Annotated in this window: 11 protein-coding genes; 9 read left to right on the plus strand and 2 right to left on the minus strand. The window is 47.5% G+C overall.

The genetic code is table 11. The features are described 5' to 3' along the window. Positions 1 to 263: 263 nt before the first annotated feature. A complete protein-coding gene (gene rnhA, locus RW114_RS17300; RefSeq protein WP_340124011.1) occupies positions 264 to 701 on the minus strand; it encodes a ribonuclease HI in 438 nt (145 codons plus the stop codon). Continuing rightward, positions 694 to 1,413 (minus strand): class I SAM-dependent methyltransferase, encoded by a 720-nt coding sequence (locus RW114_RS17305; RefSeq protein ID WP_340124012.1) that lies wholly within the window; start codon positions 1,411 to 1,413, stop codon positions 694 to 696. Before RW114_RS17305 ends, rnhA begins: the two co-directional genes overlap by 8 nt. A 120-nt stretch (positions 1,414 to 1,533) precedes the next feature. Here RW114_RS17305 and RW114_RS17310 point away from each other — a divergent pair, with 120 nt between their 5' ends. The 9 genes from RW114_RS17310 (at position 1,534) to mgtA (ending at position 15,356) form a co-directional block, all read left to right on the plus strand. Beyond that, positions 1,534 to 3,123 (plus strand): LysM peptidoglycan-binding domain-containing protein, encoded by a 1,590-nt coding sequence (locus tag RW114_RS17310; RefSeq protein ID WP_340124013.1) that lies wholly within the window; start codon positions 1,534 to 1,536, stop codon positions 3,121 to 3,123. A 708-nt stretch (positions 3,124 to 3,831) separates the two neighbouring features. After that, a complete protein-coding gene (locus tag RW114_RS17315) occupies positions 3,832 to 5,517 on the plus strand; it encodes a SulP family inorganic anion transporter (RefSeq protein WP_340124014.1) in 1,686 nt (561 codons plus the stop codon). 44 nt (positions 5,518 to 5,561) lie between these two features. Continuing rightward, on the plus strand, positions 5,562 to 7,688 hold the full coding sequence (gene hyfB, locus RW114_RS17320) for a hydrogenase 4 subunit B (RefSeq protein ID WP_340124015.1): 2,127 nt from the start codon (positions 5,562 to 5,564) through the stop codon (positions 7,686 to 7,688). Further along, positions 7,688 to 8,632 (plus strand): respiratory chain complex I subunit 1 family protein, encoded by a 945-nt coding sequence (locus tag RW114_RS17325; protein ID WP_340124016.1) that lies wholly within the window; start codon positions 7,688 to 7,690, stop codon positions 8,630 to 8,632. The genes hyfB and RW114_RS17325 overlap by 1 nt, the downstream gene beginning before the upstream one ends. A gap of 96 nt (positions 8,633 to 8,728) precedes the next feature. After that, the gene (locus tag RW114_RS17330) at positions 8,729 to 9,406 is read left to right on the plus strand and encodes a formate hydrogenlyase (protein WP_340124017.1); all 678 of its coding nucleotides are present in this window, start codon (positions 8,729 to 8,731) and stop codon (positions 9,404 to 9,406) included. After that, entirely contained in the window at positions 9,403 to 10,866 is a 1,464-nt protein-coding gene (locus RW114_RS17335) for a hydrogenase 4 subunit F (protein ID WP_340124018.1), read from the plus strand. Before RW114_RS17330 ends, RW114_RS17335 begins: the two co-directional genes overlap by 4 nt. Beyond that, on the plus strand, positions 10,863 to 12,437 hold the full coding sequence (locus RW114_RS17340; RefSeq protein ID WP_340124019.1) for a hydrogenase large subunit: 1,575 nt from the start codon (positions 10,863 to 10,865) through the stop codon (positions 12,435 to 12,437). Before RW114_RS17335 ends, RW114_RS17340 begins: the two co-directional genes overlap by 4 nt. A gap of 9 nt (positions 12,438 to 12,446) precedes the next feature. Beyond that, the gene (locus RW114_RS17345) at positions 12,447 to 12,980 is read left to right on the plus strand and encodes an NADH-quinone oxidoreductase subunit B family protein (protein WP_340124020.1); all 534 of its coding nucleotides are present in this window, start codon (positions 12,447 to 12,449) and stop codon (positions 12,978 to 12,980) included. A 231-nt stretch (positions 12,981 to 13,211) separates the two neighbouring features. Then, the gene (mgtA, locus tag RW114_RS17350; RefSeq protein WP_340124021.1) at positions 13,212 to 15,356 is read left to right on the plus strand and encodes a magnesium-translocating P-type ATPase; all 2,145 of its coding nucleotides are present in this window, start codon (positions 13,212 to 13,214) and stop codon (positions 15,354 to 15,356) included. Positions 15,357 to 15,564 lie beyond the last annotated feature (208 nt).

Raw genomic sequence — 15,564 nt, forward strand, 5'->3', positions numbered from 1 at the left:
AATCGGATGGAGAGCCCGGCGCTAAAAGCATATGGAAAGGGTTCCAGAGAATACAAGACTGCGTGTATGGAATACAGATAGCCCGCAAGCTAGATGGACTGGTTTAGTATTTGTGTGTAAGGAGATGTATTTAACCCCAGAAAACTTTATGCGTTGCTCTACCTTAATGCGACACGAAAATGAAGTACGAAGCGATCATCCTTACACATTCACGCTTCGTATATTGATCGCAGACATCAGGCAGTTTAAAGTATCGATCCTGATTATCTTAAAGAATCAATACCAAAATTAGCCAGTTCATCGGCTCTGTCGTTATCTTTATCGCCTGAATGACCTTTTACCCATGTCCATTCAATATTGTGCCGCTGAATGGCTGCATCCAACCTGCGCCATAGATCTTCATTCTTGACCGGGGCTCTGGAGGCCGTTTTCCAGCCGCGTTTTTTCCAGTTGACCATCCATTCGGTAATGCCTTGCAGTACATATTTTGAGTCGGTATTGATTCGTACGGAACAGGGCTGGGTCAGGGTTTCCAATGCCTGGATTGCCGCCATCAACTCCATACGATTGTTGGTGGTATCGGGGTCGCCGCCAAAAAGTTCTTTGACGGTGCCCTTATAACTGATTATAACTCCCCAACCGCCCGGTCCAGGGTTGCCTTTACAGGCACCATCGGTATAAATAATGACGGAATTAGTCATGTCTATTTTTCTGTGTTGTGGGTGAATTAAGTGAGTTTGCCAAGATTGAACGGGGGGTTAGCGCTTTTACCGGTGTTAAGGGAATTAGGTTGTAACGGCGCTTGATAGCTTTAATCGCATAGGCGGTTGATGTGAGCGAGTGTCCTCGAGTTATGAATTTTTCATGAGTCGATTTTACCGTATCCAAATTAAACTCCGAGGATACGATTACTTCAAAATTTAATAATTTTAGCCAGTCTAAAATCCTTGATCGGGAAATAAAGTGTCCTCCCCATGAATTAGCCATTTTTTTATCCCATAAGTACTGGTATCTAACCCATAGACTCCAAGGATTGAAATTCAGCACAATTAATATGCCTTCAGGTTTCAAAACACGTTCTACTTCCCGCATGGTCTGAAACCGGAAGGCGTCAAACTCCAATAAGTGCGGTACTATGATCATATCGATACAGTTGCTTTGCAAGGGTAGGCTGTATGCTTTTGCACGAATCTTTCTCGCTTTATCGCAGCCTAGGTTTTTGGCATCGAGTATCGTAAAATTTTTGTATAAAGAGCAGTCGATGAATTCATTTTCCCAGTTTAAACCACCAATCTGCAAAATAGTCTGTTGACAACTGACGGTAATAGAACGCTGTATATAGTCGGCTTCAAGCTGTTGTAGCAGCTTGCCTCTTGGCGTTTGATACCAGGCAAATAAGAAATTGCGTTTCATGTGCTAACTCTACACTATCTGATGTTGATGATTTTCAATAAAAACAAGCTATAATGATAACATTCTAATAAAAAACTTCATTCTTAAAAGGCTTAGGTGATGCGCATTAACTGTAACCGGTTGGCTAAATTTTTACTACTATTGACCTTTTTAATAGCAACAGGCTGCTCTACAACCTCAAAAAAATCTTTTAACGATAAGCCGCCTTCCACCTCCGAAATGAATGACGGTTATGTGAGGCATGCTCTCCATCCGTTCGGCAAACAAAAACACACTGTACCGACAAGGTACAAGAATACGGTTTGGGAACGGTTACTATCATTATATTCGCTACCCGATATTCAAAATGAACGGATTGATCGCGAGTTAAACTGGTACTTAAGACATCCTGGTTATCTTGCCAGAATTCAGCAACGGGCGGAACCTTATCTGCATCTTATACTTAATGAGATCGAAGCAAAAAATATTCCCGGAGAACTGGCTTTATTGCCTGTAGTTGAGAGTGCTTTTTTGCCGGAAGCTTATTCAAGGAGCGATGCATCAGGACTTTGGCAATTTATACCGGCTACCGGTCGTTTTTTCGGCCTTCAACAAAACGATTGGTATGATGGGCGTCGTGATGTTTATGCTTCAACCAAAGCAGCAACTACTTTTCTTAAACAACTGGGTGAGACTTTTGATGGCGATTGGTATCTTGCGCTGGCCTCCTATAATTTTGGCAAAGGCAATATCAGAAAAGCTATCGAAAAAAATGAAAGTCTCAATTTGGCAACCGATTACTGGTCACTAGATATTCCTAAGGAAACGGCAGACTATGTACCACGGCTGTTGGCCATAGCCAAAATATTTGCCAATGCTGAGAAATACAATATTAATTTACAACATATCCCCAATAAACCCTACTGTGAACTTGTTGACGTTAGATCCCAGCTGGATTTAAACAAAGCCGCAGAGCTGGCCGGCACACCTCTTAATGAATTTTTAAAATTAAATCCCGGCTTTAACCATTCAAGCACCGCGCCGCAAGGGCCGCATCACTTGTTAATTCCTGTTGCCAAAGTACAATCATTTAAGCAAAATTTGGCGCAATTACCCTACGAAGAACGGGTCGACATGAAGCGCTATCACTACGAGACGATTGCAAAAATTCGACATGATGAACCCCAGACTGTCTCAAGCCAACACAAGGTTAAAGCCGGGGAAACTCTCTCATCTATTGCCGGCAGGAATAACATAACCGTTCAATCAATCCGTCAGACCAACCATTTAACCAGTAATTCTATTAACTCCGGTATGCTTTTAAAGCTGCCTCTGCGACAAGAAACAGCTGATGCAAAGCACACTGCCAAAATAGCTAAAAGTAAAGCAGGCTCTACCCAAATTTATGTTGTACAAAAAGGCGACACGTTCTGGAATATAGCGCAGAAATTTTCAGTTAGCACTAACGATATAGCGACCTGGAACAAAATAACGGTGAAAGCGACACTGATTTCAGGTCAGAAATTGACTATTAAAGCCGCTAATCAACATGTTCAAGCGGCAGCAGCAGGAATTCGTACGATTAAGTACACAGTAAAAAAAGGCGATTCACTGGCACAAATTTCTCGTAAATTCAATGTTTCTATCGCCGATCTGCGTAAATGGAATCCGCCTGAAATAAGCAATTCTCTTATTCCCGGAAAAATACTGAAAGTGGTTATTGAAGCTTGATATATTGAAATGTGGGCTATCAACTTAAAGACGGGGTAAATTTGTCTGCTTTAAAAAGCAGGGTAAATCGTATAAAAAAATAATTAATTACATTAAGCATCAAGAAGAAGAGGACAAGCGAATAGAGCAACTCGACTTATTTTGAGGCACCGTCACCTCTAGGTGGCGCATAAATTAACCCGCTTTGAGCGGTTCACGTTTTCAAGTCTCCGGCTTTGCCGAGGGGTTTTGACGTCTATATGTAACGTTTCCTGTCAATGCGTAACCTCTAAAAGCCATAAAAATTCGACGGTGATATTGTTTAAAACCACCAAAGCTTTTGGTCGCTCCCCCGTTTCCAACCATCAAGTTCACTCAAGTTAAAAGCCAATAACAGCAAGGTTTGAAATCGACTTTTATGCCGATTACTCTTTATGATCTTCGCCATTACAGTACCTACTAAGCATCGGATCATTTTAGGAAACCCTGTTTGTAGGATAGCGAAGTCAATAGAGGCTTCACTGATTAACAAGCAAAACAGCTGCAATTTCTCCGGCATAAGTGCAAAACAACAATCGAACGGTTGTTTTGCACCTTAAGGTTTCTTCTTATCTCCGGCTAAACAGATAAAATAACAATTAAAATCATGGTGTTATCGTAATTAAATAAGATTGGCATACTAATCGCTTGTAACTCGATATAAACTTTTTATCATCACAAGGATTTTTTATGGCTGAGTCATCCCTGCCTGGGTTACCAAAATCCGGTTTAGCCGGTTTAAAAGAAAACTGGCGTAGTGATTTGCTGTCCGGTTTCCTGGTTTTTCTTATTGCGTTGCCGTTGTGCTTGGGTATAGCAATGGCGTCCGGTTTTCCTCCGATGTCCGGTATTATCACGGCTATTATCGGTGGGATGCTGGTTTCGCGTTTCAACGGGTCATTTGTAACGATTAACGGTCCAGCCGCCGGGTTGATCGTGGTGGTTCTTGGTGCGGTACAATCGTTGGGTGAAGGCGATGCGATGGCTGGTTACCGTTATACACTGGCTGCCATCGTCGTTGCCAGTGTGTTGCAGATTCTGCTGGGCTTTTTTAAGGCGGGGCGGCTGAGCTCGTTTTTTCCGGCATCGGTGGTGCATGGCATGTTGGCAGCTATTGGTATTATTATCATGGCCAAGCAAATCAACGTGGTATTGGGTACTGCACCGGAAAAAGGCAGCAGTCTGTTTTCGACTATCGCTCAGATTCCACATAGCATTGCTACGCTTAATCCTGATATTGCCATTATCGGTATTTCAGGATTGTTGATACTGATAATCTGGTCGATGATTAAAAACCCAGTCTTAAAGATGATTCCGGCTCCGCTCATCGTGGTGTTGGTGGGTATGGGCTTGGCGCGGTATTTCGACCTGCAACATGAGCACATGTATTTGTTTCTGCCGGATGCCGATTTTTTGCCGCATCATGAAGCAACCGTCGGACCGAGGTTTCTAGTCGCGATTTCCGATAATTTCATGTCCGGCTTTTATTTTCCTGACTTTTCAAAATCACTGAGTCTTGAGTTCTGGGAAGCGGTGGTGAGCATTTGTTTGGTGGGCAGTCTTGAGAGTTTACTCAGCGCGATGGCGGTAGATAAACTTGATCCCTATAAACGTCATTCCAATCTTGATCGCGATTTAACCGCAGTAGGTGCGGGTAATCTGCTTGCCGGTTTAATCGGTGGTTTTCCGATGATAGCGGAGATCGTGCGTAGTTCGGCTAACATAAATAATGGGGCAAAGACCGGTTGGGCCAACTTTTTTCATGGTGCATTTTTGTTGTTGTTCGTGGTGCTGTTTCCCCGCTTGATTCACAGCATTCCGTTAGCCGCTCTTGCTGCGTTACTGGTATTTACCGGTTTTCGTCTGGCTTCGCCTAAGGAGTTTGCCAAGGTCATGGGTGTAGGTAAAGAGCAGTTGTTTATGTTCGTGGTGACGATTATCGGTGTATTGGCGACTGATTTATTAATCGGTGTCGGTATCGGCATTTTAACCAAGTTTACTATCCATATGCTACGCGGTGTCAGGCTGAATAACCTGTTCAAGATTCATTTTGTCATTGAACCGAAAGACGATGATTCTGTTGTAATCTCAATAGTAGGCGCTGCCATTTTCTCCAACTTCATGTCCTTAAAAACCGCTCTGGCGCATCTGGAAAATGGAAAAATAGTTATCTTTCAATTGAACAATGCATACCTGATCGATCATACCGTGATGGAGTTTATTCATGATTTTCAGCATGACTATGAAGGGCGGGGCGGGCAATGCAAGTTTTTCGGCATGGAATATCACGATACCTTCTCAGAACACCCCTTGGCGGTGCGCAGAATGAAACGCAACAACATGAGCCGCCGTAAAAGCGACCATTATGGGGTGTAGGGGATATATAATAATCAAATACGTTATTGAAGAGTGAGAATTTCATGATCCTTGTATTAGCTTATAGTGCTGTTCTGCTAAGTTTTTTTTCCGGCTTGCTGGGACTATTGATGCACCAGCGGCGGCATATACGGCTGTTTAGTCGGTACTGGTTTAAAAGATTCCCTAGCGATAATGAACGTTGTCAGCCTGTGATTACCGCCTGTCTGGAAGAAAAGCGATTTCCGGTTTTGTTGCGGCAAGCGGTGTTTGTTTTGCTGGGTTTGTCCGGTGTTTTCGCGGTATTGGCCGGATTGAGTGTATTGATCAGTAAAGAAGTTGTTACCGATCAACTTAGCTTAGGGTTACCTTGGCTGCCCTGGCACGTTCGTTTTGACTGCTTGTCCGGTTTTTTCTTTTTAATCGTGGGTATTGCGGTAAGCGCAGTCAGTCTTTACGGGCCGGGCTATGTCAATAGTTATAAGGAAAGCCAGCATCCATTTGCCGTCTTGAGCTTGTTTACCGGACTGTTCGTTGCCGGGATGTTGCTGGTGCTGTTGGCCGATGACGCCTTCTTTTTCATGATTGCCTGGGAGTTGATGTCGGTTGCCAGTTATTTTCTGGTGGCGTTCCAGCATGAAAATTCAGCCAATCGCCGCGCTGCTTTTCTTTATTTATTGATGGCGGAAGTCGGTGCATTAGCCATTATTCTGGGCTTTGGCGTACTGGCCGGTTTTGCAGACGGCTTTACTTTCGATGCCTTGCGTGAGGCGAAGCTGTCAACTACCTGGGCCAGCATCGCCTTTATGTTGGCACTGCTCGGTTTCGGCATGAAAGCCGGGATAGTCCCTGTGCATGTCTGGCTGCCTGAAGCGCATCCGGTGGCGCCTTCGCATATTTCAGCGCTGATGAGCGGGGTGATGCTTAAGGTCGCGCTTTATGGGCTAATCCGTTTTTGCTATGATTTGCTCGGCGATGTACATTGGCAGTGGGGCGTGGTGCTGCTGATACTGGGTACTATCTCTGCGCTGGGCGGTATTTTGTACGCGATGATGCAGACCAATTTAAAACGCCTGTTGGCCTACAGTTCGGTCGAAAACATCGGCATTATTTTTATGGTGCTGGGGCTGTCGATGATTTTTATGGCAAACAGTCAGCCGCAACTGGCAGCGCTGGGGTTTTTGGCGGCGCTGTTTCACGCCTTCAATCATGCGCTGTTTAAGAACCTGCTATTTCTTGGTGCCGGTATCATTCAACATCAAACCCATGAATTAAATATCGACATGATGGGCGGGTTGATTAAAAAGATGCCGAAAACCAGTGTATTGTTTTTGATCGGTTGCATGAGTATCTCGTCATTACCGTTGTTTAACGGCTTTGTTTCGGAATGGCTGGCTTTTCAGACCGCATTGCAGGTCGATGTGCTGGACAATGGCGTATTGCGCAGCTTGATACCCGTCGCCGCCGCTGCATTAGCGCTGACAGCGGCATTGGCGGCCGCCTGTTTTGTCAAAGTATTCGGCTTGATCTTTTTGGGACAACCCCGTTCTCATCATTGCGATAAAGCGCATGAAGTCCGGGATAAAGGCATGCTGGCAGGTCCTGCGCTACTGGCCGGTTTGTGCTTTTTGTTCGGGATTTTCCCCGGTCCGGTAATCAGCCTGATCAACGGTGTTTCCGGGCAATTATTAGGTCAAACCTTACCGAATGACGCCACTTTAGGCTGGTTGTGGCTGGCACCGGTTTCTGCTGATCAAGCTTCTTATGCTCCTCCGTTGGTTTTGATCGGAGCACTGATTGCCGGTTGCATCAGTTTTTGGTATCTGCGGCGCAATCCCGCAACGGCAATACGTAGAGCCGAAACCTGGGATTGCGGTTTTGGCGGCTTAACACCGAAAATGCAATACAGCAGCAGCGCTTTTACGATGCCGTTCCGGCGGATTTTCGCCAAGGTCTGGATTATTGACGAGCGGATCGACAAGGACATGCACGGCGCAATGAATCAGGATGTGGCGGCGGTTCATTATCAATTGCAGATTCAGGATCACAGTTGGCCGCGGTTGTATGAACCGATTGCTCGCGGAGTAAACAACACGGCCAAACTGGTGGGACGCATTCAAACGGGCAATATCCGGGTTTATCTGGGCTATTCGTTTGCAACCTTACTATTACTGTTATGGGTGATCAGCTGATGAACTGGTTAATCGCTGTCTTACAAACCATACTGTTTGTCGCGTTGGCCCCGTTGCTGGCGGGTTGGGTCAAATGCTGCAAATGCCGGTTACAAAACCGTAAAGCGCCTTCTATTTTTCAGCCTTACCGGGATTTGCTTAAATTAACTTATAAACAACCGGTGGTCTCGGAACAGGCTTCGTGGTTATTTATCAAAGCACCGTACATTATTTTTTCGGCAACAGTGTTGGCGGCGACCGTTGTGCCGTTGATTGCCGTCGATTTACCGACTTCGGCCACCGCTGATGTGATTGTGATGGTGGGTTTTTTCGCTTTTGCCCGGTTTTTTCTGGCGCTGGCAGGTCTAGACGTCGGCACCGCATTCGGCGGCATGGGTTCATCGCGGGAAATGACTATTTCATCGCTGGCGGAACCGGCGATGTTGATGGCTATTTTTACCCTGACCATGGCGGCATCGACGACTAATTTATCGTTGGCTATCGCCCATGTGCTCAATGAAGGTCTGGTTTTAAGGCCTTCTTTTGTATTTGCCTTGGCTGCGTTGATACTGGTTGCCGTCGCCGAAACCGGCCGCATTCCGGTGGATAATCCGGCGACGCATCTGGAGTTGACCATGATTCATGAAGCGATGATTCTTGAATACAGCGGTCGTCATCTGGCGTTGATTGAATGGGCCAGTCAGTTGAAGCTGATGCTGTACGGCGTATTGATCGCCAATATCTTTTTTCCCTGGGGTATCGCCGAAGTTCTTAGTATCCAAGCGTTAGGCTATGGCTTGCTGGCTATTATGGGCAAGCTGGCGGTGTTGGCGGTTTTTCTGGCGATGGCAGAAACGCTGGTTGCAAAGATGCGCCTGTTCCGGGTGCAGGAATTTCTTAGTTTCGCTTATTTGTTGGGGTTGTTGGGGATGTTGAGCCACATCATTTTAGAGGCGTCGAGGTGAGGAAGGCAAAAGGCGAAGGACGAAGGGCGAGAACCGCGCATCAAATCCAGGCCTTAGCCCTTAGCCTTTCGCCCTTTGTCTTTTAGGATTTTATTCATGAATATTGAACAATTGGATTTTTATACGCAGGCCATTTTATCAATGGCGGCATTGGTGGGGCTTACCTCGTTTCTAATGTTAGGGCAGGGGAGGTTGCTGAGGCTGATCTTTGTGTTTGCGATGCAGGGCTTTTTATTAACCTTGACTACGGCATTGGCGGCCTACAGCCTGGATAGTCATCATCTGTATATTTCTGCGGTGCTGACGTTGGTGCTTAAAGTGATTCTTATCCCGTGGATGTTGAGGCGGCAGGTTTTGAAAATGGCTATGCATCGCGATATTGAAGCATTAAAAAATAATACGGCGGTGATGATGGGCGGAGCCAGTCTGATGGTATTCAGTTATTACGTGTTGCACCCTATTGTACAATCCTCATCAATCGTCATGCTGAATGCCTTGGCGGTCAGTCTTTCCGTGATGCTTCTGGGCATGTTGTTAATGATTTCGCATCGGCAGGCCATCGCCCATGTGGTCGGCTTTATGTCGATAGAAAACGGTTTGTTTTTCGCAGCCATCGTCGCCACCAATGGCATGCCGATGGTGGTTGAACTGGGTATTGCCTTCGACGTACTGGTCGCTGCGGTGCTGTTCGGCATCTTTTTCCTGCATATACGCACCAGTATTGATTCGCTGGATGTCGATCTGCTAAACAAGCTGCATGAGGTGGACAAATGATTGCCGTCTATTTGGTCTTATTGATACCGTTAGTCGGCATACTCTATTTTGCGCTGGCAGGACACAGAACAGATACCGGAAAACTCAATGTCCGGTTTAACGGCATTTGTTTGCTGGCGACTATCTGGCTGGCGATTAACGTACTCAATCAGGGTACCATTATTTCAACAGGCAAGGCTTTTTTAATCGACCCGTTTAATGTGTATTTGATTGTGTTAACGGCTTTTGTCGGCTTCACCACGTCGATATTTTCCTCGCCCTATATGGCGCATGAAAAGGAAATCGGCAAGCTCAGTGATAAGCGCTTAAAACTGTATTACTCGATGTTTCAGGGTTTTATGCTGGCCATGTATCTGGTATTGACCACCAATAATATGGGCATCATGTGGGTGGCAATGGAAGGCGCGACGCTGGCAACCGTGATGCTGGTTAGTCTGTATCGTACGCCGGAGTCTATCGAGGCGGCGTGGAAATATTTTATTTTGTGCGGTGTGGGTATTGCCCAGGCGCTGTTCGGCACCATTCTGCTGTATTATGCGGCAGTGCAGATCGGCGACGGGGAGAATGCCTTGCTGTGGTCGGTGCTTTACGAAAACGCCGACAAATTAAATCCGGAAATCCTTGAAATTGCCTTTGTTTTTCTACTGATTGGTTACGGCACCAAAATCGGCTTGGTGCCGTTGCATAACTGGTTGCCGGATGCCCATTCCGAAGGTCCGACGCCGATGTCGGCGGTGTTATCGGGATTGCTGTTAAACGATGCGCTATACGCCGTGGTGCGTAATAAAATGCTGGTGGATGGCGCGACAGATTCCAATATGGCCGGTTACCTGATGATGGGCTTCGGCATGCTGTCGTTTCTGGTCGCGGCGATATTGCTGCATCGGCAGAAAGATATTAAACGACTGTTCAGTTACTCATCCATCGAGCACATGGGGCTGATGACTTTCGCGTTCGGCATCGGCGGACCTCTAGCCACATTTGCCGCGTTGCTGCACATGACCGTGCATTCACTGACCAAGTCGGCCATTTTTGTGACGGTAGGTCATGCGGCGCAGCTTGCCGGAACCCAGCGCATAGAGCAGATCCGCGGCCTGATTAAAACCCAGCCCAAGATCGGTTGGGGCTTGTTGATCGGTACCATTGCTATTGCCGGATTTCCGCCATTCGGCGTGTTTACCAGCGAGTTTCTGGTGCTGCTGGCGACCATGCACAGTTATCCCTGGTTGGCGCCATTGCTGTTGCTGGGTATCGGCATCGCCTTTGCCGGACTGTTCAGGCATATCCAGCCTATGGTTTACGGCGACAGGCCCGAAGGTCAAAACCCGATTAAAGCCAACTTGTGGCCGGTCACGATACATCTGGTGTTAGTGCTTTGGCTGGGTCTGGCTATTCCCGGCTTCCTGGCGCACTGGTTTTCACAGGCGACACTATTGATTTCCGGGAGTACCCCGCTATGAGTTCTTCAAACTGGACTACGGATTTTTTAAGCCAGCTGAGTACGGATATAACTGTTATCCAGATCGATACGGCCTCAACAACGCTATGGCAAATCGAAAGCCACGCCTGGCAACGCTTTGCAGAACAGGCCGTACAGCAAAACCTGCGTTGGGCTGCCGGATGGGCGGAACAGGTTGATAGCCAGTTCTTCATCAATACCTGTTTTGAAAAACACGGCGAGTATGTGCTGTTGCGCACGATCGTGGATGATTCAAGTCCTGAACTTCCCAGTCAGGCTACGGTTTATCCCGCCGCCAACCGCAGTGAACGTCATACGCAAGACCTATTCGGGATCAAATTTGTCGGTCATCCCGATAACCGGCGTTGGACGCGGCATCAAGCCTGGATTGAAAACAGTTATCCGTTACGCAAAGACTTTCCTGTTCAGGGCAGACCGGTTGGTATCACGCCGCCCGACATTAATTATCCGTTTATTAAAGCCCACGGCGCCGGTGTTTATGAAATTCCGGTAGGCCCGGTTCATGCCGGTATTATCGAACCTGGACATTTCAGGTTTCAGGCCGTCGGTGAACTGATCTTGAATCTGGAAGAACGTTTGGGTTATACGCATAAAGGCATAGAGAAAATTGCCGAAGGCAGAGAGCCCGAGTCTCTAGCCAAACTGGCGGGGCGCGTTTCCGGCGATACTGCCGTCGGACATTGCTGGGCTGCCTGTATGGCAATGGAACAAGCGGCGGGCGTTCTTATCCCGCCACGCGCCGCTTTAATTCGGGGCATTCTGGCGGAACGGGAGCGCATCGCCAATCACATGGGCGATATTGGCGCTATCTGTAACGATGTCGCTTTTGTGTTCGCGCAAATGCAGTTTACCCGCTTGCGCGAACTCTGGCTGCGCACCAATGCGACCGTTTTCGGTCATCGCCTGTTGATGGATCAAATTGTTCCCGGCGGTGTTGCCTGCGACCTGTCGAATGAATCCTGCGCCCTGATTATGAAGGATATAGTCGAATTAAGAACGGAACTGGCGGAAGTCATACTCGCGCTGGATCTCAATTCTTCACTGGAAGACCGGCTATACACGGCCGGTTTTCTGTCTGAAGAAATCGCCGCCGCATTTGGAACCTTAGGTTACGTCGGACGGGCCAGCGGACAGGATAAGGATGTACGCCGCGATGCCCCCTATGCGCCTTACGATCAGGTAACAGTTAAAGTCGCACTGGAAACGCAGGGCGATATCGCCTCCAGATTCTGGATAAGGTACAAGGAGATCAGGACGGCTTTATATCTGATCGAAAAATTCATCGACCAACTGGTTGCCGGTGACATACGTAGCGACTGGCAAATTCCGCTTGCAGGCAGTGAAGGTCTTGGCATCGTTGAAGGCTGGCGTGGCGAAATTATCAGTCACATTCGATTTGATGCCGATAACAAAATCGCCCGATTTTATCCGCGTGACCCCAGTCAATTAAACTGGCCTGCGTTGGAAAAACTGGTGTTGAATAATATCGTGCCGGATTTTCCTGTGTGCAACAAATCCCTGAATGGCTCTTATTCAGGCAATGATTTATAGGAAGGGAATATGCTGAGAATTTTTAAAAAAATCCTGACCACGGGTGTCGTCACCGAACGATTTAGCCTACGTTCCCACGCAGAGCATGGGAACGAGGACGAGCTGGAGCAATTGGGCATCCAAATAAAACGGCACATAGACAAGCAATTTTCCGGCAGCATTGCGATACGCGCCGTCGATGCGGGTTCCTGTAACGGCTGCGAACTGGAAATTCATGCGCTGAACAATCCCTTTTACGATATTGAACGCTTTGGTATCCATTTTGTAGCTTCGCCAAGACACGCCGACGTGCTATTGGTCACCGGGCCTGTATCGAGGCACATGCAGACTGCGTTACTGCGCACCTATGAGGCGACACCGAATCCGAAATGGGTGGTTGCAGTCGGAGATTGTGCTGCCTGCGGCGGCGAATTCGGCGTGTCTTATGCCAGTTGCGGCGCGGTGTCCAATGTCATTCCGGTTGATGCAGTGATTCCCGGTTGCCCGCCCACACCTTTGATGTTGATGAGGGGCTTGTTGGGTTTGATGGGTGTTAAGAAATGAGAGAACTTAGTTGATTTTTGTACCTGGAGACTTAAATATGGAACTACAGCAAAATGAAGAAATTAAGGCAGTTTATTTCTTTGTTAATCGTGGCTAATACCATCACTATTTTTAGTGATGGTCTATTTCCACCTGTTTAGCACTGGCCCCAAAATTAGAGGTATTTACTGATTTCTGGCGTAGTTGTGTTTTAACCAATAATCAAAACGGCATCACAACCAGGATTGAGCCATGATAAACACTTCAAAAGCTGATAAAACTAAAGCTCTCAACGCCTTCTGGAATACTCCTGCTGAGCAGCAACTCAAGCAGCTGAATACGACAGTTCACGGATTAAGCCATGAAGAAGCCGATCAGCGCATAAAGCGCTATGGTGCAAACCGGTTGAATAACAAAAAGCAAACGGGGAACTTGCGCTTGTTTTTTGCCCAGTTTAAAAACTCTATTATTCTGATGCTGCTTTTTGCCACGGGTTTGTCATTCTATTTACATGACCGGCTCGATGCGGCGATTATTTTAACGATAGTCCTGATCAGCGGTTCGTTGGGGTTCTGGCAGGAAAAAGGTGCAGTCAGCGCCATAGAAAAACTGTTGGCGATCGTGCAAATCAAGGTCAGCGTGTTTCGTGACGGCATCGCCACGGAGATTGCCGCCGAAAACCTGATTCCCGGCGATATTATATTGCTCAAGGCCGGGGACGTTATTTCGGGGGATTGCCTGATTCTGGAATCCGACAACCTGTTTATTGATGAAGCCATACTGACCGGAGAGAGTTATCCTGTCGAAAAATTGCCCGGCGTGTTGCCGATAGATACTGCATTAAGCCAGCGCACCAACGCCTTATGGATGGGAACGCATGTACAGAGCGGCGCTGCAACGGCGCTGGTGGTTGCCACAGGGCAAACCACGGAGTTTGGCAAACTTTCCCTGCGCATCAAGTTAAAGGCTCCTGAAACCGAATTTGAACGCGGCATCCGGCGTTTCGGTTATCTGCTGATGGAAATCACGCTGATACTGGTGATTCTTATTTTCGCGGTGAATGTCTATCTTGAAAAAGCGGTGCTGGATTCGTTTCTGTTCGCGCTGGCGCTCGCCGTAGGCTTAACGCCGCAATTATTGCCCGCAATCATCAGCATCAATCTGGCTCACGGTGCCAAGCGCATGGCTGAAAAGAAAGTCATCGTTAAACAGTTGGCCTCCATCGAGAACTTCGGCAGCATGAATGTGCTGTGTTCGGATAAAACCGGCACCTTGACCGAAGGCACCGTGCATCTGCACGATACGTTTGATCTGTCAGGCAACGCCGGCGAAAAGGTGGCATTTTATGCCTACCTTAATTCCGTTTATGAAACCGGATTTAGCAACCCGATCGACGAAGCGATCCGGCAATACCGGCAGTTCGATGTAAAAGACTGCAAAAAACTGGCGGAAATTCCCTATGATTTTTATCGCAAACGGTTAAGCCTGTTAATTTCAAAGCAGGGTGAAAACCTGTTGATCACCAAAGGCGCGCTGACCAATGTGCTTGCCGCCTGCTCCGAGGCGGAAAATGCCGATGGCACATTGACACCGATAGAGTCGGTCAGCAAGCAAATCCAGCAGCGTTACGAAGACTTCAGCCGTCAGGGATTCCGTACCTTGGGATTGGCCTATAAGCCCATGGATTCCAAGGCACGGATTGATAAGACCGATGAGACCGGAATGCGCTTTTTAGGCTTTCTGCTATTTTTCGATCCGCCCAAAGCGGACTGCGCCGAAACGATCCAGCAACTGCGCGAACTGGGCGTGACGCTCAAAATCATTACCGGCGATAATCGCCTGGTAGCGGCCACCGTCAGCAAGCAACTGGGACTTGCCGAACATGAAATCCTGACCGGCCCGGAAATTGAAAAAATGAGCGGCAGAGCCTTGATGCATAAAGTAGCAAAAGTCGATTTATTCGCCGAAGTCGAGCCCAACCAGAAAGAACGCATTATCATTGCGCTGAAAAAAGCCGGTTTTGTGGTCGGCTATATGGGCGATGGCATTAATGATGTGTCTGCACTGCATGCCGCCGATGTCGGCATTTCTGTCGATAGCGCTGCCGACATCGCCAAGGAAACGGCCGAAATTGTGCTGTTGGAAAAAGACCTGGCCGTTCTGGTCCAGGGTGTCCGAGAAGGACGCATCACCTTCGCCAATACGCTGAAATACGTGTTCATGGCAACCAGCTCCAACTTCGGCAACATGTTCAGTATGGCGGGCGCATCCTTGTTCCTGCCTTTTCTGCCGTTATTGCCCAAGCAAATTCTGTTAACCAACCTGCTGACTGATTTCCCGGAAATGACCATCGCCTCGGACAATGTCGATGCTGAAACTCGATGTTCAAGTTTTTAAGCTTAGAAATACAGCCGGAAAACGGGTAAGCTAATCAGTGTAAACTGCCACGTATTTCAACACCATGTTGATGTACGAGCCGGCACACTTTATAAAATCGTTTGTCACTGATTTAGATGCAGCCCTGGGAAAGCTAAAGTCCAATGCCAGGCTGACGCACCTACAAAAGACTTGGCTAGGATTTTGTTTAACGGGGATGTTACTGACC

The organism is Methylobacter svalbardensis (genome assembly GCF_037671525.1).
Lineage (GTDB): Bacteria > Pseudomonadota > Gammaproteobacteria > Methylococcales > Methylomonadaceae > Methylobacter_A > Methylobacter_A svalbardensis.

Bases quoted from the DNA above. Each gene is read 5' to 3' on its own strand.
- RW114_RS17325 (WP_340124016.1), top strand. From the start codon at position 7,688: ATGAACTGGTTAATCGCTGTCTTACAAACCATACTGTTTGTCGCGTTG.
- RW114_RS17345 (WP_340124020.1), top strand. From the start codon at position 12,447: ATGCTGAGAATTTTTAAAAAAATCCTGACCACGGGTGTCGTCACCGAA.
- hyfB (WP_340124015.1), top strand. From the start codon at position 5,562: ATGATCCTTGTATTAGCTTATAGTGCTGTTCTGCTAAGTTTTTTTTCC.
- RW114_RS17305 (WP_340124012.1), bottom strand. From the start codon at position 1,413: ATGAAACGCAATTTCTTATTTGCCTGGTATCAAACGCCAAGAGGCAAG.
- RW114_RS17330 (WP_340124017.1), top strand. From the start codon at position 8,729: ATGAATATTGAACAATTGGATTTTTATACGCAGGCCATTTTATCAATG.
- RW114_RS17340 (WP_340124019.1), top strand. From the start codon at position 10,863: ATGAGTTCTTCAAACTGGACTACGGATTTTTTAAGCCAGCTGAGTACG.
- RW114_RS17335 (WP_340124018.1), top strand. From the start codon at position 9,403: ATGATTGCCGTCTATTTGGTCTTATTGATACCGTTAGTCGGCATACTC.
- mgtA (WP_340124021.1), top strand. From the start codon at position 13,212: ATGATAAACACTTCAAAAGCTGATAAAACTAAAGCTCTCAACGCCTTC.
- RW114_RS17315 (WP_340124014.1), top strand. From the start codon at position 3,832: ATGGCTGAGTCATCCCTGCCTGGGTTACCAAAATCCGGTTTAGCCGGT.
- rnhA (WP_340124011.1), bottom strand. From the start codon at position 701: ATGACTAATTCCGTCATTATTTATACCGATGGTGCCTGTAAAGGCAAC.